18 protein-coding genes are annotated in these 19,067 nt (G+C 35.2%); 11 read left to right on the top strand and 7 right to left on the bottom strand.

Annotated features, from left to right (window positions below):
- Positions 1 to 158 precede the first annotated feature (158 nt).
- Positions 159 to 2,084 (bottom strand): heavy metal translocating P-type ATPase, encoded by a 1,926-nt coding sequence (locus DN392_RS28845; protein ID WP_001083776.1) that lies wholly within the window; start codon positions 2,082 to 2,084, stop codon positions 159 to 161.
- A gap of 269 nt (positions 2,085 to 2,353) precedes the next feature.
- On the opposite strand from DN392_RS28845, the gene DN392_RS28850 reads away from it, so the two are divergent.
- Both DN392_RS28850 and DN392_RS28855 read left to right on the top strand, forming a co-directional pair.
- Positions 2,354 to 3,304: a DMT family transporter gene (locus DN392_RS28850; protein ID WP_061672576.1), complete on the top strand. Its 951-nt coding sequence runs from the start codon at positions 2,354 to 2,356 to the stop codon at positions 3,302 to 3,304.
- A gap of 123 nt (positions 3,305 to 3,427) precedes the next feature.
- On the top strand, positions 3,428 to 4,108 hold the full coding sequence (locus DN392_RS28855) for a lysoplasmalogenase (RefSeq protein WP_001051055.1): 681 nt from the start codon (positions 3,428 to 3,430) through the stop codon (positions 4,106 to 4,108).
- Between the two features lie 54 nt (positions 4,109 to 4,162).
- Here DN392_RS28855 and DN392_RS28860 read toward each other — a convergent pair whose 3' ends face one another.
- Positions 4,163 to 4,447 carry a hypothetical protein gene (locus DN392_RS28860; RefSeq protein WP_000867040.1) on the bottom strand — a complete coding sequence of 95 codons (285 nt, stop codon included), beginning with the start codon at positions 4,445 to 4,447 and terminating at the stop codon, positions 4,163 to 4,165.
- Between the two features lie 188 nt (positions 4,448 to 4,635).
- On the opposite strand from DN392_RS28860, the gene lepB reads away from it, so the two are divergent.
- The gene (gene lepB / locus DN392_RS28865) at positions 4,636 to 5,172 is read left to right on the top strand and encodes a signal peptidase I (RefSeq protein ID WP_000983292.1); all 537 of its coding nucleotides are present in this window, start codon (positions 4,636 to 4,638) and stop codon (positions 5,170 to 5,172) included.
- 42 nt (positions 5,173 to 5,214) lie between these two features.
- Here the strand turns inward: lepB and DN392_RS28870 are convergent, their stop codons facing one another.
- Complete coding sequence (locus tag DN392_RS28870) at positions 5,215 to 7,977, bottom strand: tetratricopeptide repeat protein (RefSeq protein ID WP_000151445.1); 2,763 nt, start codon at positions 7,975 to 7,977, stop codon at positions 5,215 to 5,217.
- Between the two features lie 474 nt (positions 7,978 to 8,451).
- On the opposite strand from DN392_RS28870, the gene DN392_RS28875 reads away from it, so the two are divergent.
- On the top strand, positions 8,452 to 9,045 hold the full coding sequence (locus tag DN392_RS28875) for a DedA family protein (protein WP_000434853.1): 594 nt from the start codon (positions 8,452 to 8,454) through the stop codon (positions 9,043 to 9,045).
- Positions 9,046 to 9,056: 11 nt separating this feature from the next.
- Here the strand turns inward: DN392_RS28875 and DN392_RS28880 are convergent, their stop codons facing one another.
- From DN392_RS28880 to DN392_RS28890, 3 genes are all read right to left on the bottom strand, one after another.
- Positions 9,057 to 9,485 carry an EamA family transporter gene (locus tag DN392_RS28880; RefSeq protein ID WP_000100307.1) on the bottom strand — a complete coding sequence of 143 codons (429 nt, stop codon included), beginning with the start codon at positions 9,483 to 9,485 and terminating at the stop codon, positions 9,057 to 9,059.
- 156 nt (positions 9,486 to 9,641) lie between these two features.
- On the bottom strand, positions 9,642 to 9,788 hold the full coding sequence (locus DN392_RS28885; RefSeq protein WP_000817786.1) for a BH0509 family protein: 147 nt from the start codon (positions 9,786 to 9,788) through the stop codon (positions 9,642 to 9,644).
- Between the two features lie 154 nt (positions 9,789 to 9,942).
- Positions 9,943 to 10,359, bottom strand: a complete 417-nt coding sequence (locus tag DN392_RS28890; protein WP_000550224.1) for a pyridoxamine 5'-phosphate oxidase family protein — start codon at positions 10,357 to 10,359, stop codon at positions 9,943 to 9,945.
- 179 nt (positions 10,360 to 10,538) lie between these two features.
- Here DN392_RS28890 and cax point away from each other — a divergent pair, with 179 nt between their 5' ends.
- Together cax and DN392_RS28900 are read left to right on the top strand one after the other, a co-directional pair.
- Positions 10,539 to 11,594 carry a calcium/proton exchanger gene (gene cax, locus DN392_RS28895; protein WP_000482128.1) on the top strand — a complete coding sequence of 352 codons (1,056 nt, stop codon included), beginning with the start codon at positions 10,539 to 10,541 and terminating at the stop codon, positions 11,592 to 11,594.
- A gap of 81 nt (positions 11,595 to 11,675) precedes the next feature.
- Positions 11,676 to 12,473 carry a YfkD famly protein gene (locus DN392_RS28900; protein ID WP_002108840.1) on the top strand — a complete coding sequence of 266 codons (798 nt, stop codon included), beginning with the start codon at positions 11,676 to 11,678 and terminating at the stop codon, positions 12,471 to 12,473.
- Positions 12,474 to 12,591: 118 nt separating this feature from the next.
- On the opposite strand, the gene yfkAB is transcribed toward DN392_RS28900, so the two are convergent.
- Complete coding sequence (yfkAB, locus tag DN392_RS28905; RefSeq protein WP_000156029.1) at positions 12,592 to 13,719, bottom strand: radical SAM/CxCxxxxC motif protein YfkAB; 1,128 nt, start codon at positions 13,717 to 13,719, stop codon at positions 12,592 to 12,594.
- Positions 13,720 to 13,932: 213 nt separating this feature from the next.
- Here yfkAB and DN392_RS28910 point away from each other — a divergent pair, with 213 nt between their 5' ends.
- The 5 genes from DN392_RS28910 (at position 13,933) to rlmD (ending at position 19,064) form a co-directional block, all read left to right on the top strand.
- The gene (locus DN392_RS28910) at positions 13,933 to 14,115 is read left to right on the top strand and encodes an SE1561 family protein (RefSeq protein ID WP_000513547.1); all 183 of its coding nucleotides are present in this window, start codon (positions 13,933 to 13,935) and stop codon (positions 14,113 to 14,115) included.
- A gap of 206 nt (positions 14,116 to 14,321) precedes the next feature.
- Entirely contained in the window at positions 14,322 to 15,842 is a 1,521-nt protein-coding gene (gene fumA / locus DN392_RS28915) for a class I fumarate hydratase (protein ID WP_080483108.1), read from the top strand.
- A gap of 126 nt (positions 15,843 to 15,968) precedes the next feature.
- The gene (gene pdaA / locus DN392_RS28920) at positions 15,969 to 16,751 is read left to right on the top strand and encodes a delta-lactam-biosynthetic de-N-acetylase (RefSeq protein WP_000875960.1); all 783 of its coding nucleotides are present in this window, start codon (positions 15,969 to 15,971) and stop codon (positions 16,749 to 16,751) included.
- Between the two features lie 59 nt (positions 16,752 to 16,810).
- Positions 16,811 to 17,674, top strand: coding sequence for a DNA-3-methyladenine glycosylase family protein (locus DN392_RS28925; RefSeq protein ID WP_000269433.1), 864 nt, complete (start codon positions 16,811 to 16,813; stop codon positions 17,672 to 17,674).
- 10 nt (positions 17,675 to 17,684) lie between these two features.
- Positions 17,685 to 19,064, top strand: a complete 1,380-nt coding sequence (rlmD, locus tag DN392_RS28930) for a 23S rRNA (uracil(1939)-C(5))-methyltransferase RlmD (protein WP_000615214.1) — start codon at positions 17,685 to 17,687, stop codon at positions 19,062 to 19,064.
- The last annotated feature ends 3 nt before the right edge of the window (positions 19,065 to 19,067 follow it).

The raw sequence follows: 19,067 nt of genomic DNA on the forward strand, positions 1-19,067 counted from the left end.
GGGGGATATTTCATGAGTAATAATAAAAAGAATCACAACAATAAAAACAACAATAAACAAAAGAGTAGTTCGCATCCAAAGCATAAAACGAGTAGTAGTGCGAACGGGCATAATAGCTACCACTAGAAAAAAACGGGTCCTCTATGAGGGACCCGTTTTTATTTGTTTCCTTTTAATAATCGTAAGCCATTCAAAATGACAAGAATCGTACTTCCTTCATGTCCAATAACACCGAATGGAAGAGCTAAAGATTGCATGAAATTGGAACAAATCAGCATTGCAATTACAGCTAGTGAAAAGATTACATTTTGCTTTACAATACGGTTCATTCGTTTTGATAAACGGATTGCTTGGGAAAGTCGAGATAATTCGTTCTTCATAAGTACAACGTCTGCAGTTTCTAAAGCAACGTCTGTTCCTTCACCCATTGCCACACCAATGCTAGCAGTAGCGAGTGCAGGAGCATCATTTATGCCATCGCCGACCATTGCTACCGTCCCGTATTTTTCTTTTAGCTTTTTAATTGTTTCAACTTTTGTTTCTGGTAAGCATGATGCGTAATATTCCTTTATATTACTTTCGGAGGCAATTGCTTTTGCTGTTTCTTCATTATCTCCAGTAATCATAATTGCTTCGACACCGATGCTTTGTAATTCGCGAATAGCAGCTATTGTTTCTTGGCGAAGCGTATCTTTTAAAGCGATAAGTCCAAGAATGCCTCTCTCATCACTAATATAAACGACAGTTTTACCTTCTTTTTCAAGTGAGACAGAAATACCATTATGAAATGTCTTTGTTTCTTCACCAATAAAATCAGCTTTACCTATTTTATAAGCTTTGTTTTCGAATATTCCTTTTAGCCCAAAACCAGTTACATCTTCAACATTTTCTGGTTTTTTTAATGTAATGTCATACGCATGTTGTGCATATTTAACGATAGATTCAGCTAAAGGATGTGTAGAGTGACTTTCAATTGCTGCTGTAATAGAAAGTACTTCTTTTTCTGTTATATTTTCTCGAACATATACATCTGTTACGGTAGGTTTACCTTGTGTTAATGTTCCGGTTTTATCAAAGGCGATCGCTTTTACTGAAGCTAGGCGTTCTAAATGTATGCCACCTTTAAAGAGAATTCCATTTCTTGCTCCGTTAGAAATTGCAGATAACGTTGCTGGTGTAATAGCAGCAACGAGTGCACAAGGAGATGCGACTACAAGTAAGATCATAGCGCGATAAAATGTTTCATTCCAGCTCCAGTCAAGTAAGAAATGAGGGACGAACATCATAAGCGCAACAACGAGTAGTACCCCTTTTACATATGTTCCTTCAAATTTTTCGATGAATAGTTGTGATGGTGATTTTTCACTTTGTGCACTTTGGACGAGACGGATAATCTTTTGGAATAATGTTTGATCGCTCGGCTTCGTAATTTTAACTTCGATAGCACCGCGTAAATTTACAGTACCGGCAAATACTTCATCGCCATGTTTTTTTTCATTTGGAATAGGTTCTCCAGTAATTGCTGCTTCATCGATATTTGTTTCACCGTTATGAATCGTACCGTCAGCAGGAACGCGCTCACCTGGCTTAATTAAAATAATGTCGTTAATTTGTAATCGTCCAACAGGAACACGTTCTTCCGTTCCATTTGAAATACGTAATGCTTCTTCAGGTTGTAACTCAAGAAGCGCTGAAATTTCTTTTTGACTTTTACTTAATGTATAAGATTCCATCGCACCGCTTAGTGCGAAGATAAAGATTAAAATTGCACCTTCTGCCCAGTAGCCAATGATTGCAGCACCGATAGCAGCAAAGAGCATGAGCATTTCGACATTTAGCTCTTTCTCTTCAATGGTATCTTCAATACCTTCTTTCGCTTTTGCATATCCACCAACTATATAAGCAAGGATATAGCAAGTAATGCCTACATTCATTGCATCGTTCTTTGTGAATAACCAACCAGCTAAAATAAAAATACCAGATGCGATTGCAAATATAAGTTCATAATGTTTCTTTAATGTATCCCATAAAGAGGGATGAGAAATAGACTTTTGTACTTGTAATGTTTTTACTTCTGAGTTCATTACTACTCGCTCCTTCCAAATTCTTATTGAGAAAAAGAATCAAAATCGAAAGCCCTATAAAACGACGAAAGCTGCCATCCATAATGGATAGCAGCATTTCTGTTGAATCTGATTTTAATAGTTATTATGTTGTAATTATTCTATAGTATAGCATATGTTTTCGTTAGATGATATGTTTTGTTTGCGTATAAACTGAAAACTTGTGTTTTCACACTTCCTTTGGTATATATGAATATTGTTCATAAAAAGATCGGAAAGGAAGACAACAAGTGAAGACAGAGAAATTTTTTACCCATCCGATTGGCGTACTAATTGCTGCAATAGTAGCGACTTTTTTATGGGGGAGCGCATTCCCGTTTATTAAATTAAGTTATGCTGAACTTGGAATTCAGCCACAAGAAGTTGGGGAGCAAATATTATTTGCTGGTTATCGTTTCTTTTTATCTGGAGTTATGCTCTTATTCTTCTTTAAAGTGTTAGGAAAAGATATGAGCTTCAAAAAAGGAACGGGGAAACAGTTAGTACAAATTGGTTTATTTCAAACATTTCTTCAATATATATGTTTTTATATTGGAATGAGTTATAGTTCTGGCATTGAAGGAGCTATCATTTCAGGAACATCATCTTTCTTTCAAATTTTACTTGCGCACTTTTTATATAAAGATGATGCGCTCAATATGAGAAAAATAATAGGGGTCTCTATCGGCTTTTGTGGTGTCATTTTAGTAAATGTACCGAGTGATGGTAGTTTGTCATTCCATTTCGGAATCGGCAGCTTATTACTTCTTAGTGCAGCAATGTTGTATTCATATGGAAACATATTGGCGAAAGAAGGTAGTAAAACATTAGATATTGGCTATATGACGGCATACCAAATGATTTTTGGTTCTATCGGGCTATTATGTATAGGAGCTCTGCAAGTTGGAGTTATGCCATTTACATTTAGTGTACATGCAATACTTATGCTTATCTATTTATCTTTCTTATCAGCAGCAGGATTTTGCATTTGGAATACAATTATGAAGTACAACAAGGTTGGAAAAGTATCAATGTACATGTTCTTTATACCCGTATTTGGTGTGTTGTTATCGAGCATGATTTTAGGAGAAGCAATTCATTCATTTGTATTATTCGGTTTGGCATGTGTAGCCGCGGGAATTATCGTGGTGAATCGGACGACAGCTAAGCAGAAAAGGGCGAACGAAAAACAAGTAGCATAGATAATAGGAAAACGATTACAATGGAAGAACAGTACTGTTCTTCTTTTTTTTATATAGAAAAAGGATAATAGACTAGGTGTAACGAAAAAAGATACAAAAAGCATTTATTGAGGAGAACATGTTATGAATCTACTTTACATGGTGTTAATTGGACAAATCATTCTTTTTTTTATTGGTGCAATGTACGCAATAGGACAGACAAAAAAAACAAGAAATAAGATGCCGTTACCTTTAGCGGTGCGTCTTATTCTTAGTTTTTCTTTAACAGGGAGTGCAATTTGGATATGGTTACAAGATCCATCAGTAGCGTATAGTACGTGGGTTGCACTAGGTATGACGTTATCAACTGTAGGAGATTTATTTATGGCAGGTTTGATTCCAATTGGTCATCGATTAATTGGAGGAATGATTACTTTCGCGCTTGCTCATTGTTTTTATGTAAAAGCATTTTTGCAAACAGGCATCTCATGGAATGGTTTTTGGATTGGTTTACTCGTATACGGACTCTTTCTAATTATAGGATGGTTCTTTTTTATACGAAATGATAAACAAGATAAATTGTTTACGATAGGAGCTCTAATTTACGGATTGTGGGTTGGAGGAATGGCTTGCTTTGCATTCGCCCTATACTATGAGAATACAGGAATATGGTGGATACCGGCTTTTGGTGGTTTACTATTTGTGATTTCTGATTTTATTATAGGCGTGACAGATATTGGAGGGCGCAAATTAAAGTATGAACCACTTTGGATTTGGTTTACATATGTAGCGGCTCAAATGTGTATTGTATATGTGGGAATATAAAAAGATACTCTCAAAATAGTCTATCCACTATTTTTGAGAGTATCTTTTTTGTTACTATGCTACGATGTTTTTTTGTTGTAGAGCAGAAAGGCTATATTCATCAGCTGCTTTATAACCTTGAGCTAATAAATCATTGATGTAAAGCTTGTTGTAAATAAAACAGAAGACTAGGTTAGAGAATCCGAACGTAAACATGCTAGCGATTAAAATAATTAAAAACCATTTCCAATCTCCACGGAATATAGCAGGGAAGAAACCAAAGAAAAATACAGTCCAACTAAAACCAATTTTTGCTTGTTTAATTTGGCCGGTATTTTCATTTTTAAGCATAACTTTCATAGAAAAAGTCCTCCTAAGTAAATAAAAATATAAAATAATAAATGCAAGATATAGTATATCAAAATAATACATTTTTGAATATTATTATTTAAAATTTTGTAATATTACAATTTTGCAATTCAGAATTTTGTGGAAATTTAGCTGTTGAATTCCTTATAATAAAAGTAAAAAGATGATGAGATGGTGGAATGATGCAAAAGAAAAAACGTTTGCGTGAATTCTTTGGAACAATTGCAATTGCATGTTTGTTAGTGTTTTTAGCGAAAATTTTTGTGTTTTTTCCTACGACTGTAAAAGGAGCGTCCATGAAGCCGACGTTACAAGATGGGGATAAGCTGATTGTTAATAAGTTAGCAAAGCAGTTTGAAAGTTATGGGAGAGAAGATATTATTGTTGTGAAGACGGATAATTTTTATGTGAAAAGGGTTATTGGTTTGCCTGGCGATGTAATCGAGGTGAGAAATGATCAATTATATGTGAATCATGAAGTGACACAGGAAGCGTATTTGTATAGTAATAAAAAACAAGCTGAAAAAAAACTTATGAATTTAACAGAGGACTTTGGACCAATTACAGTTCCTAAAAATAAGATTTTTGTTATGGGAGATAATCGCCTAATAAGCAGAGATAGTAGAAATGGTTTGGGACTTATTGATAGAGAAGATGTATTAGGAGAATTAGCGGCAATTTATTATCCAATTGAACATATGAAAATAATGAATTAAAGTAAAAAACCAAGCAAACTGAAATTTGCTTGGTTTTTTATGTTAAATCGTAGGAGACTCATTAAATTCATAGACGTCTTCATTGTTTTTGTTTGTACTTAAAACGAATTTGTGTTGCAATAGTTGCAGTTTAAAGAATGCTAACGGATCGTGATAAGTTTCTGGGTTGCTTCTTAATGTTGCTAATGTTTGCTCGTCTTCCTGTATTTCAAGTTGAGCTGCTTCTACATTTTGTTTCAATATGCTAAGTGGATCTTTAAAGAACATCATGATATCTCGTTCTAATGCGCCTTCAAATACTTCAAATTGAAGGAAGAATTGTTTTGAGATTGTTTGAGCAATTTCCGTATAGTCTTCCGTTTCAATGTATTGTTTATATTTGTTTGCGAGCATAGACTGATTTTTTTGCATGTTACCAAATAGTTTTCCCGCACTTTTTAAGAAAAATTGTGTCGGTGTAAAGCGTAATAAAATATTGATGTTCGTTACTGTAATTCTATTTGTCATGCGTACAACATCTCGATGCCAATCATCTAGTAATTTGAAATCACAAGGAAGTTTCATGCGTTCTTCTTTATATAATTTATTAAACGTTTCACTCATTTCATCTAAATAAGATTGAGCTTGAATAAATTCATTATGAGCTGTTTCAATCCACTCTTGAATAGAACCAGTAAATTTAGGAAGAAGCACTTGTTGTACATGTTTTTGAACTCGTTCGTTCATCGCAGCATTTAATTCTTCATGAACTAATTTGAAGTCGCTATCTTCTTGAACAAGGTCAGAACAACTCTGTAATAATTCAGGAATTTGAGAATGGATATCTCGTGTGATTTCTTCTTTCGTTAAAAGATAAGATTCTGTAATAGAACGAATTTTATCTTTTTCAAGAGCAGTAAGGTTGTTAATAAATCCATTTAATTTAACTGAGATATGTTTATTCCAGCGTACGGATTTCACTAATGTATTTTCTAACTCCACACGTTCATTTACAAGGTATGCGATTGTCTTTTGAGTAAACCATATTAGTTTTTCTATACGTTCTTGTTCCATGTTACGTTCTGCTAGATTAGAAAGAATAGACTCTGTCACGTCTCCAAGTTGCTGGCTACTCTCTTGTGAAGGAGAGTATGGGAAGAACTGTGCATTTGGGAAATGGACTTTAATCTTACTCATTAGTTTTTCATTATTGGTCGTATTATTTGTGTGTAATACGAAATGAATTTGTAAATTCGGCACTTGTTCACGTAAATAAAGTAATGTATCAAGTTCTTCACCATGTAATGGTGAAGCAGAATTTAATACGTAAATAAGGCTATCTGCTGCTTGTAAGTATTCAAAATATGAGCTGTTTTTATCCACTTGCCCTTGAACAGGTGGCGTAACAAGAAATGCAAATTTATTTTTTCTTAAAAATCTACTTGGTAACTTAATTTCTATACATTTTTTCTCAAGTTCTGATTCGGAAGGTGTAGCCATTCTTTGATGGAATTCATCAAAGCTAGGTATATTGTGTACATCTAACGCTGTGAATTCTGTTATTTCAGTTTGGCTATCATCTTTAAATAGAATAGGAGTTGTTACAGTCTCAGTTAAGATGTTCTCTCCTAGTATTGAATTGATGAATGATGATTTATCCTGGTCACTAGTTCCCGCTATTAGTAATTGTGTAACATTTAAATCACACAGTTCGTGAACGAGTAACGTAAATTGATGACTTAAATCCACATCGTTTTTTTCAGCCCATACAGCAATTATTTCGAATAAATGAGAAACTGTTTCCATATTTACATTTGTTTCAGCTGTTGAATTAGAAAGTAGGGCTCCAGCACTTTTTACGAGTAATGACTCTAAAGTTGTAGGTGAAACTTCATTCCATGCTAACACTGCTGCAGAGACAAATAGGGCATCTTTTGCTTTTGTTAAACTAAACCAATTTGTTAATAAATCTGGTACAAGTCCCTGCATTTCATGCATGAAATGCTCACCAGTAATTAACTCAAAGTACGTATCTTGATAGCGTTCAACAATTTCATGCCAATCGTCATTGTTGTCTGTTTCAATATGTAAGAATAAATGATTTATTGTTTGAATCCAAGGTAGATACAAGTTTTCATTTTGATAGCTGTTCCAAAGCGCAATAACAAGTTCTTTAAATTGGACTTGATCAATTGCATATAAAGCTTTTAAAGATTCATAGAAATATTCTGGTTTGATTTGTTTCGTGAATCCTTGATTCACATAATTGATTAAAGTATCGAACCAGTGTAATGATTTTGTTCGAATTCCTTCTTGAACGGCGAGTTCTATGGCGTTATTCCAATCTTCTTGTTTTTCATAGAATGAGCGAGCAATTGCAGTGATATTAGGATAGTCAGGTTGAAATGCAACAGCCTCACTAATTGTCTTAAATGCTAGACCTAAACGTTCTTGTTCGATGTAAAGAGAAAGAAGTTGTAAGGAAACTTCCATTGTAAGAGTTGTATCTTCCGTTTGAATAGATTGATAAATCTCTTCTGCTTTTGGCAAGAATCCTAGTTCAAAATAAGAATCTGCAATATTTTTGGTTGCCCAAAGTGCAAGTTCGTTATTTACTTTCTCCCATTTAAATATCGCTGCTTCAAAGTCTTTATTTTGGTAATAAAATTCACCTTGAGCAAAGCGGATATTAGAAATGTTGGAGAATTCATTTGTAGATTCATTTATATATGCTTCACCGAGTACTTCTGATACTGGAGTAGAAGTTTCTTCTGTTAAAAATGTTTTATAGTAAACCTTTTGGATAAATTGATTTTCAATGGTCATGTTCGTTCCCCCTGTATAATTTAGAAAAATGATGTTGTATGTAAAGGGTGTATGTTCTTTTAATAGGTAGAAGTTGCATTATATCGACCAAACTATGTTTTTGCTAGATATATCATTTTTCCTGAGAGTTAAACCGTTGCGAAAAGTAACTTTCCTTTATTGTAACAAAAAAACAAGCATATGAATTTTTATTTTTTAATCCCGCTATTTGCGTGTAGTAAGACTAGCACTTCAAAAAGCGGTGAATACAAGGGAAGTAGGAGGGAGTCGTGCACGCAATTGGTGTGTGCTAAAAATTAGTGAGGATGAACAAATCACCACTGATTAATGGTTCACTTTCTTCCTGCTAAAGGAATGGATAGAAGTAGAGTTCATTATAAAAACAATGTATAGTGAATATGTATACCATGTTTGTCTGAAAGATAGAAAGGGCACAATGTGGAATAACGATCGTGCATAGGATGTGTTTTCCGAATGGAACAACATATTGGCGAGTTAATCGCGCATTATGGGTATTTTGGAATTATTATAGCGTTGGCCGGTGGAATTGTTGGATTACCGATACCAGACGAGTTTTTATTGACCTTCGTTGGTTATAACGTTTCTAAAGGAGTTATGTCAGGAACTGCTGCTTTTTTAAGCGGGATGGCTGGTGCGATGTTAGGTATTACATTAAGCTACATATTAGGTTTAAAACTTGGGCTCCCTGTTTTAAAAAAATATGGGCCGAAGATTAGAATTAAAGAACATCACATTGAAAAAACACATATTTTATTTGAAAAATATGGACCATTTCTTTTAATAATTGGTTACTTTATCCCGGGAGTACGTCATTTAACAGCATATTTTGCTGGGATGTCGAATTTAACACTTTGGCGTTTTTGTTTGTACGCTTACGGTGGTGCGCTTATTTGGATAAGTGTTTTTATTGGACTTGGCTGGAAGTTAGGAGAGAAGTGGCGTTTCGTTGAGTATAGCCTACATCATTACGGAGTATGGATTTTATTCATTTCAGTAGTTGTTACATGTATTGTATGGTTTTATATAAAGAAAAAGAAAAACCGCTAATAGCGGTTTTTTTAGCTGAAAGCAATAAATAATACACCAGCTGTAATAAAGACTACACCAACGCCAGTCATAAAGTTTAACTTTTCACCGAGTATAATCATCGCGAGGATGATAGAAAATACGACGCTTAATTTATCGACAGGAGCCACTTGTGAGACTTTCCCTGTTTTGAGGGCAAGAAAATAAAATAGCCATGACGAAGCACCTGCAACCCCACTTAATGTGATAAAGAGCAGTGCTTTTTTATTTAGCAGTACGTCGCCGATATTTTGAAATTTACCTTGGATAATAATAACGCCCACCATAAATAATGCCATAATAATAGAACGAACCGTTGTTGCAACATTGGCATCGATTCCATCTAAACCAATCTTTCCGAAAATAGATACAAGGGCAGCAGCGATTGCTGATAATAGTGCGAATAAGAGCCATGAACTCATAGTAAAATTCCTCCAATCTTACATCATTATACATGAAAACCATTCTCATGTATAAAGTGAAACTTTAATCAGTGGGATTTTACCGCCCCGCAAATAGCGAAATAAATAACGAAATAATCCCCACCTTATATTGCTAATAAGGTGGGGATTATTATACTACTCTGCAATTTCCTCATACAAAAAGTACGTTACATTATAAATATGTTCTACTTCATCGTCTGTCATAAACAATAATTCATCACGCTCAATCCCTTTTTTCTTTTCAATAAACTCAATCATGTTTTTGCGTTCTTCTCTTTTCATCAATTTTATTTCTCCTCTCAATCTGTTTTAATACAGTTTATTTAAGTTACTGCTATTATATAACAGAATCTTTAGAAAGTTCCACCTATTTTATTGTTTTTTTCAGAAGAACTTTTCGACAAAACAAGCCCACCTAAAGGGGGCTTGTTTTATTTTATAGTCGTAAAAACTCGGGCTCCGTCGTACCAGCACCATCGATGTAATAAATTGTGTCGGGATTGATTTTTATTAATACGTAATTAGGGTCTTCAGGACCAAGTAACCAGCGTTTTAAGCTATTATTCCAAAACTTGTTTTTTAATGTGGAGTCTTCCTCGATGGAGGCTAAGCCTTCAACTTCAATATAATCTTCATCTAATTTTTTTCCTTCACGTCCAAGTAGTACATGTACATTTGGATTGTTTTCGATATCTGTTATCTTTTTTGATTTCCGATCTGTTGCAACATATAACACAAAATCTTCGTGGAAAAACATCATAAAGGTACTATGAGGTTTATTTTCACGTACAGTAGATAATACACCAGTTCGTTGACCGCAAATAATAGTTTCAATTTTTTCTTTTAAATGCATGCTTTTAACCCCTGTTCATAATTTATTGTTTTCTCCGTTTAAACAAGATAATTTAAATATCTTTTATACTGTTTTCTTCAATCCGATTTTTTAAACGTAATTGTGATGAAATCGGACAAGTTAGGAGAAGAATAATAATAATATCGAGGAGAAATACATACGATGGAAGGATGAAAAGCATGTTTAATAAAATATTTCTTATAGTAGCGCTAATCGGGGTACCACTTTCTGTACTTGGAAAAATGCTTCATTGGCCTCAAACAATTATGTTCGCTGTGTATTGCATTACTATTATCGCCTTAGCGGGTTTTATGGGGAGAGCGACAGAAAGTTTGGCAATTGTCTCTGGACCTAGAATAGGCGGATTATTAAATGCTACTTTTGGTAATGCTGTTGAACTAATTATTTCGATTTTTGCACTTCAGGCGGGATTAATTGAGGTTGTATTAGCCTCTTTAACAGGTTCTGTACTTGGGAATTTATTATTAGTAGGAGGGCTATCCTTCTTTATAGGAGGGCTTAAATACAAAAGACAAAGTTTTAATGTATATGATGCAAGGCATAATTCAGCTTTATTAATCTTTGCGGTAGTAGTAGCTTTTGTTATTCCAGAGATTTTTTCAATGAAGATGGATGCTGGAAAGACGTATCAATTAAGTATCGGTGTTTCTATCATTATGATTATTATGTACCTTGCTGCACTGCTATTTAAGCTCGTTACGCATCGTGGTGTATATCAACATAAAACGGATGAAGTAGCTCATGAGGAAGAACCAGAGTGGTCGAAAGGTAAAGCGCTACTCATTTTAGCAATAGCGACAATTGCGGTAGCTTATGTGTCAGAGGCGCTTGTGCATACATTTGAGACAGTTGCAAAGTCATTTGGTTGGTCAGAGTTATTTATAGGGGTTATTATCGTTGCAATTGTTGGGAATGCAGCGGAACATGCATCTGCAATTATTATGGCGTATAAAAATAAAGTAAATATTGCAGTTGAAATTGCAGTCGGTTCTACGTTGCAAATTGCCATGTTTGTTGCTCCTGTATTAGTACTGCTTTCTATGTTCTTTGCACAAAGGATGCCTTTAGTATTTACAATACCAGAACTTGTTTCTATGATTACAGCTGTTTTCTTAACGATTGCGATTTCAAATGATGGAGATACAAATTGGTTTGAAGGCGGTACTTTATTAGCGGCGTATGTCATTATGGGAATTGGTTTTTATTTATTATGAAAAATAGGCATAACAATTGTATTGAGAGAAAACAATAAACAAAGTAGTATATATACCTTTACGTAGGAAGGAGCCAGACAGGTGAAACGAGTATACAGCATATGTCTTTCAACTATGGTCTCGTTTATTCTATTATTTCCTAACATGAGTTTTGCAAAGACAACGGTAGAAACAAAAATGCCTTCATCTGTTTTAAATATTTCTAAAGACAATACGTTTCCAAATGATGCGCAAGATTTGCCGCGCTTACAACCGAGTAAGTTTGCTCAAGAACTATTGAAAACAGCAAATATTAAAATTGAAAATCCGGACTTAATTCGAATGTTTAATGAAACGACAATTTCGAATGCGCCGCTTGCGGTAGGGTACCGAGCGAAGATTTATTTAGGTCAATGGGCTTTAAATTATGAATCGGTTGATACATCGATTAATTGGGGATATAAACAAGTAAATCGCAATGTGTACGATAATCGCGGAGGAGATCGCTTATATCCGCTACGCTATAAGCAAGAAACGCAAAAGACGGTTGAAGGTGATTTAACAGCAGATATGAAAAATACTGCGGATGTGAAAAAAATGATGCTTCTCAAAGCACTTGAAAAAGTACAATTGCCACTTTCATTTAAAACGACCATTGGTTATGGTACTGGACATGAGCGTGTGTATAATATTAGTCCGAGTCAACTTGGATATTTATACGCTTATACACCAGCAGTAAATGAAAAAGGAAAAGTAACATTTGGAGAAGTGTACCTTGTGTTAAAAGGAAATCAAAAGAGGCTTGTAGTAAAAAATATTACCTCACAAGGAATCGGAGCTGCTATTCCAATTCACGATCATTTGTATTTTAAATTCATTTCTTCTTCTCACTCGCAATAATATGAAAAAACGTCAGCTTATAAGCTGACGTTTTTATTTATCCCGCTATTTGTGGGCAATTGGTTCAACTAATAATCAGTGGGGAATGAACAAAACCCCCACTGATTAAAGTTGAACTTTAAAATGTTATGTTTGCTGTTTTTGATAAGAAGTCTTCTGTCGGATAGTAGCTATTTTTTACAAGAACATTTGGTCCAAGGCATTTTACTGCAGGACAGTGACAGCTTAATGATTGTGCTGTTTTTGAAGCGCTCCATTTGTCATACGCTTCTTGTAGTGTGTTTGTTTGTACGTTACCTAGAAGAGGAACGTCACCGAAATCAGTTACAATAATATTTCCATCGAAAATGTTGACGTTTAAACGAGAACGACCATCTGGATCGTTACGAACTGTTACATTTTTGCTTTCTTGTAATTTCTTAAATGTGGCGATGTCTCGCTCGTCATCGCTACAAGCGTAGAAAGGTAAAGTTCCAAATAACATCCATACATTTTCATCGCGAATTTCTAGTAAATGCTCAATTGCATCTCGAATTTCAGCTTTTGTTAAGATCTCTAGATTACTCGCGAAGTCACTTGGATACATTGGATGAACTTCATGACGTTTACAGCCCATCTCTTCGACAATTTGACGATGAATATGTTCAATATGCGGTAGAGTCCTTTTGTTTAACATCGTTTCGGCTGATACGAGTACACCTGCATCTGATAGAGCTTTACTATTTGTAATCATTCGTTCAAATAATTTTGCACGTTGTTCATAAGTAGGTTTACGTTCCATCATTGCAAATCCACCTTCAACGAAGTCATCAATTGTTCCCCAGTTATGAGATATATGCAATACGTCTAAATAAGGAATAATTTGTTCGTAACGTGCTAAATCTATAGTTAAGTTTGAGTTGATTTGAGTGCGAACGCCTCGTTCATGAGCGTATTTTAAGAGTGGTGTTACATAGTTGTCGACGGATTTCTTTGAAAGCATTGGTTCTCCGCCAGTAATACTTAAAGAACGTAAATGAGGAATCTCATCTAATCGTTTTAATAAAAGTTCCATAGGAAGCGGATTTGGATCTTTCGGCTGTAATGTGTAACCAACAGCACAATGCTCGCAACGCATATTGCATAACGTTGTCGTTGTAAACTCAACGTTTGTTAATAGTAGTTTGCCGTACTCTTCAAGGTCCATATACGCTTCCCATGGATCGTAAGAAGGAGTAATCGGCTTCATTTTTTGTGATATCGTCATATGAAATACTCCTTTGACTATTGAAATAACAATTTGTCCATTCTCTATAATAGAAGAATATGTACTTTTTATAAAGTGAAACTTTTTTGTGAAAAAAGAGAGAGGGCTTACATTTGAATGAATGGCTGCGACAAAATTGATGAAATTTCATGCCCATAGCAATCATTTTTGCGGTATAATAAAAGCATCTCGAATTAAAAGGAGAGTGCCTTCATGGGAAAAGCAATTGAAGATAAAGATTCACAACTAGTATATTTAAAAGAACGTTTAAATATGTTCATTGAAGTAATTGATACAATTGAACCTGAAGAAGTAGAGTTAGAAGATGTAGATCGTCTTCTTGCGATGTTAGATGAATTAGAATTAAAATGTGAGCAATTTAAAAAAGACGAATAATATATTAAAAAGGCTGCCAATGCAAAATTGGCAGCCTTTTTCTGTATGGATAATAGAAGGACGGTAGAAAAAAAGGTATAATCAAGTTGTGAAAAATTTCATTTATGCTTTAATAGCGTGAAACAAATAAAAAGCTGAAGAGCATAACGATGGAATTTTCAGCTCATAACGTTTTGGTAGCGTTCACAATTGAGGGGGAAGTAACAATGGAAAAGCTTCAAGAAAGCATGTATCAACTAATTGTTGAAACGTCAACGAACTTACCGAAAGATGTTCGTCGTGCGATTCAACAAGCGAAAGAACGAGAAAATGCAGGGACTCGTTCTGCGATGGCACTTGGCACAATTACGAATAATATTAAAATGGCTGATGATAACATCTCGCCAATTTGCCAAGATACAGGGATGCCAACGTTTAAAATTTATACACCAGTTGGTGTGAATCAATTACATTTGAAGGAAGCTATCTATAATGCGCTTGAGCGGGCGACAAAAGATGGTAAACTTCGTCCCAATTCTGTTGATTCTCTTTTTGGAGATAATAGTGGAAATAATTTAGGACCAGGTACACCGGTTATTAAGTTCGAACAATGGGAAAAAGATTATATTGATGCACGCTTAATCCTAAAGGGTGGTGGCTGTGAGAATAAAAATATTCAGTATAGCTTACCGTGTGAATTAGAAGGACTTGGACGCGCTGGCCGTGATTTAGAAGGGATTCGTAAATGCCTTCTTCATGCTGTATACCAAGCGCAAGGTCAAGGCTGTAGTGCAGGTGTAATTGGTGTTGGTATCGGGGGAGACCGCACATCAGGTTACGAATTAGCAAAAAATCAATTATTCCGTACATTAGATGATGTCAATCCAGTACCAGAGTTACAAAAACTTGAAGAGTACGTATTAGAAAATGCGAATAAGCTTGGCATTGGTACGATGGGATTTGGCGGAGAAACAACTTTACTTGGTTGTAAAATTGGCGTGTATAATCGTCTGCCAGCTAGTTTCTACGTATCTGTTGCGTATAATTGCTGGGCATATCGCCGCCTTGGCGCAACAATCCATCCTGTAACAGGTGAAATTATGGATTGGCTATATCAAGAAGGTGAGGATACACTTCAGCAAGAAGCGCAAGAAAAAACAGAGCAACGTGAGATTGTATTACAAGCACCAATTACAGAAGAGCAAATTCGTGAACTTCGCGTTGGTGATGTTGTAACAATTAATGGCATGATGTATACAGGTCGTGACGCAATCCATAAGCATTTAATGGATAACGATTGTCCAGTAGATTTAAAAGGACAAGTTATTTATCACTGTGGTCCAGTTGTCGTGAAAGATGAAAATGAAAACTGGCAAATTAAAGCGGCAGGTCCAACGACAAGTATTCGTGAAGAACCGTACCAAGGCGATATTATGAAGAAATTCGGTATTCGCGCTGTCATTGGAAAAGGTGGTATGGGTGCAAAAACATTAGCGGCTTTAGAAGAGCATGGTGGTGTATATTTAAATGCAATTGGCGGTGCAGCGCAATATTATGCCGAATGTATTAAAGAAGTAAAAGATGTTGATTTCTTACAATTTGGTATTCCAGAGGCAATGTGGCATTTACGTATCGAAGGATTTAAAGCAGTTGTAACGATGGATTCTCATGGTAATAGCTTACATGCAGATGTTGATAAAACATCACTTGAAAAATTAGCTAGCTTTAAAGAGCCAGTATTTAAGTAAACAAAAATGCATCTCGAATGATTCGAGATGCATTTTTTTGGTATATATAGAAAAACATGTTCAGCATGAAAGAATGCACGGCAACAGAAACTACAAGTATGATTATATATGGAAAGGAGACTATTTATGAAATATAAATGGTTATATATCGGTCTCATTTTTTCAATTATGATGGCACTTGTTCCAGTTTCAGCATTAGCTTATACAAATACTCCACATAACTGGGGAATCCCGCGTCCTAAAAATGAAACAGTACCAGATGCAGGAAAGTTATACACAGATTTACTACAAAAAAATGGTGGGTTTTATTTAGGGGATACAAAGAAAAAAGATATTTATTTAACATTCGATAATGGGTACGAGAATGGATACACAGGGAAAATCTTAGATGTATTAAAAGAGAAAAAAGTACCGGCAACTTTCTTTGTAACGGGTCATTATATTAAAACACAAAAAGATTTGTTATTAAGAATGAAGAATGAAGGACATATTATTGGAAATCATTCGTGGAGTCATCCTGATTTTACAACGGTAAATGATGCGAAACTTCGTGAAGAATTAACGAGTGTAACGGAAGAGATTAAAAAAGTAACTGGGCAAAAAGAAGTAAAATATGTACGTCCGCCGCGCGGCGTATTTAGTGAAAGAACGTTGGCTCTTACGAAAGAAATGGGCTATTATAATGTATTTTGGTCACTTGCATTTTTGGATTGGAAAGTGGACGAGCAAAGAGGATGGCAATATGCACATAATAATGTAATGACGATGATTCATCCAGGATCTGTTTTATTACTTCATGCAATATCAAAAGATAATGCAGAAGCACTTGCGAAAATCATTGATGATTTGCGCGAGAAAGGGTATCATTTTAAAAGTCTAGATGACTTAGTAAAAAGCAATCAACCGTAAGCATGTATGCTTGCGGTTTTCTCATGCTATAATGATGTGTAAAAAGGATGGGGAAACGTATGTGGAGCGAACATGTTACGTTAGAGTATCCGTATCATTTTGAAGAGGTATTGAAACGTTTATCTTTTGATCCTCTTAACGTCATTCAATTAGATGAGAAAGTCATTTATGTCCCGCTTTGTATAGACGAGGAACAGATTGTTGTTCGCTTACAAGGGATTGGTACTGTTCAAAATCCACAGTTTTGGATCTCTAGTCAGGCAGGAGATCAAGAGAAAGTCATGAAACGAATGAGGGCCATTTTTCATTGGAATGAACCGTTTCAAGATATACAAAATCATTTTTTAAACACATCATTACGTCCACTATTTGAAACATATGCTTATACTCCAATTATTTTAGAGTTTGATTATTTTGCTTGTCTTCTTCGCTGTATCATTCATCAACAAATAAATTTGAAATTTGCTACTGTGTTAACAGAACAGTTTGTGAAACGATATGGAACAGAGAAGAACGGTGTATTCTTTTTCCCCACTCCAGAAATAGTAGCAAATATTTCAATAGAAGAATTGAGGGAGCAGAAGTTTAGTCAGCGAAAGGCTGAATATATAGTAGGGTTAGGTCGAAGTATTGTCAGCGGTACATTAAATTTAGCGAGTATAGAAACCAGGGCGGATGAAGAGGTTTCCGCACAATTGTTACCAATTAGGGGGATTGGTACATGGACAGTGCAAAATTTTTTAATGTTCGGGCTTGGACGGAAAAATATGTTTCCGAAAGCGGACATTGGGATTCAGCGTGCAGTGCAAGGTGTGTTTCAATTAGATGATAAACCTGATGATGCATTTTTAGAAAAAGTGAAACAAGAGTGTGAACCATACTGCAGTTATGCAGCGTTATATTTATGGAAAAGTATAGAGTAGAGGTGTAATAATGATACAAAAGCAACATGAGAGTAAGTTGGAAGTTGGTCAAACGTTTCCTGTGACAATTAAACGTCTTGGGATTAACGGAGAAGGCGTTGGTTATTTTAAGAGACAAGTTGTTTTCATTCCAGGGGCATTACCAGGAGAAGAAGTTGTTGCTGAAACAACGAAAATTCAGCGTGGCTTCGCTGAAGCGAAAGTGAAAAAAGTTCGTAAAGCTTCACCACATCGTGTGAAAGCACCATGTCCGGTATATGAAGAGTGTGGCGGTTGTCAGCTGCAACATTTAGATTATAAAGAACAATTAAATCAAAAGCGTGATATCGTCGTACAAGCATTCGAGAAGTATATGAACAACAGTTTGGAAGAAAAAATTCGTCCAACGCTTGGTATGGAAAACCCATGGCATTATCGTAATAAGAGTCAATTACAAGTGGGACGTAAAGACGAAAAGGTTATTACAGGGCTGTATAAGCAAAATTCACATCAGTTAATTGATATTGCTCACTGTATGATTCAACATAAAGCAACGAATGAAGCGACAAAAGTTGTAAGACGTATATTAGAAAAATTAAATGTTTCTATTTACAATGAGAAAAAACAAAAAGGTTTAGTACGCACAATTGTGACACGTACTGCAGTTCAAACAGGGGAAGTACAAGTTACACTTATTACAACAAAAGAAGAATTACCAAATAAAGATCAATTTATCGCAGAAGTACAAAAACAGATGCCAGCTGTTAAATCAATTATGCAAAACGTAAACTGGCGTAAAACATCTGTTATTTTCGGTGATAAAACATTTAAATTAGCTGGAAAAGAAGTAATTCAAGAAACACTAGGTGATTTATCATTTGAATTATCAGCACGTGCATTCTTCCAGTTAAATCCAGAACAAACAGTTGTTTTATACGATGAAGCGAAAAAAGCAGCTGCTTTAACAGGCGATGAGAAAATTGTAGATGCTTATTGTGGTGTTGGTACAATCGGTCTTTGGCTTGCAAATGATGCAGCGGAAGTACGTGGTATGGATGTAATTCCAGAAGCGATTGAAGATGCAAGAAAAAATGCGAAGCGTCACGGATTTACAAATACGAAATATGAAGCAGGTAAAGCTGAACAATGGTTACCGAAATGGGTAAAAGAAGGATGGCGTCCAGATGTAATTGTTGTCGATCCACCTCGTACAGGTTGCGATGATAAATTACTGGAAACAATTTTAAAAGTGAAACCAAAACAAGTTGTTTACGTATCGTGTAATCCTTCTTCATTAGCACGTGATGTACAAGCATTAATGAAGAGTTATGAAGTGGAATATGTACAACCAGTTGATATGTTCCCACATACAGCCCATGTAGAAAATGTAGTGAAGCTTGTTAGAAAGTAAAGT

Origin of the sequence: Bacillus sp. BB51/4 (genome assembly GCF_008368845.1) — a bacterium.
Classification (GTDB): Bacteria; Bacillota; Bacilli; order Bacillales; family Bacillaceae_G; genus Bacillus_A; species Bacillus_A wiedmannii.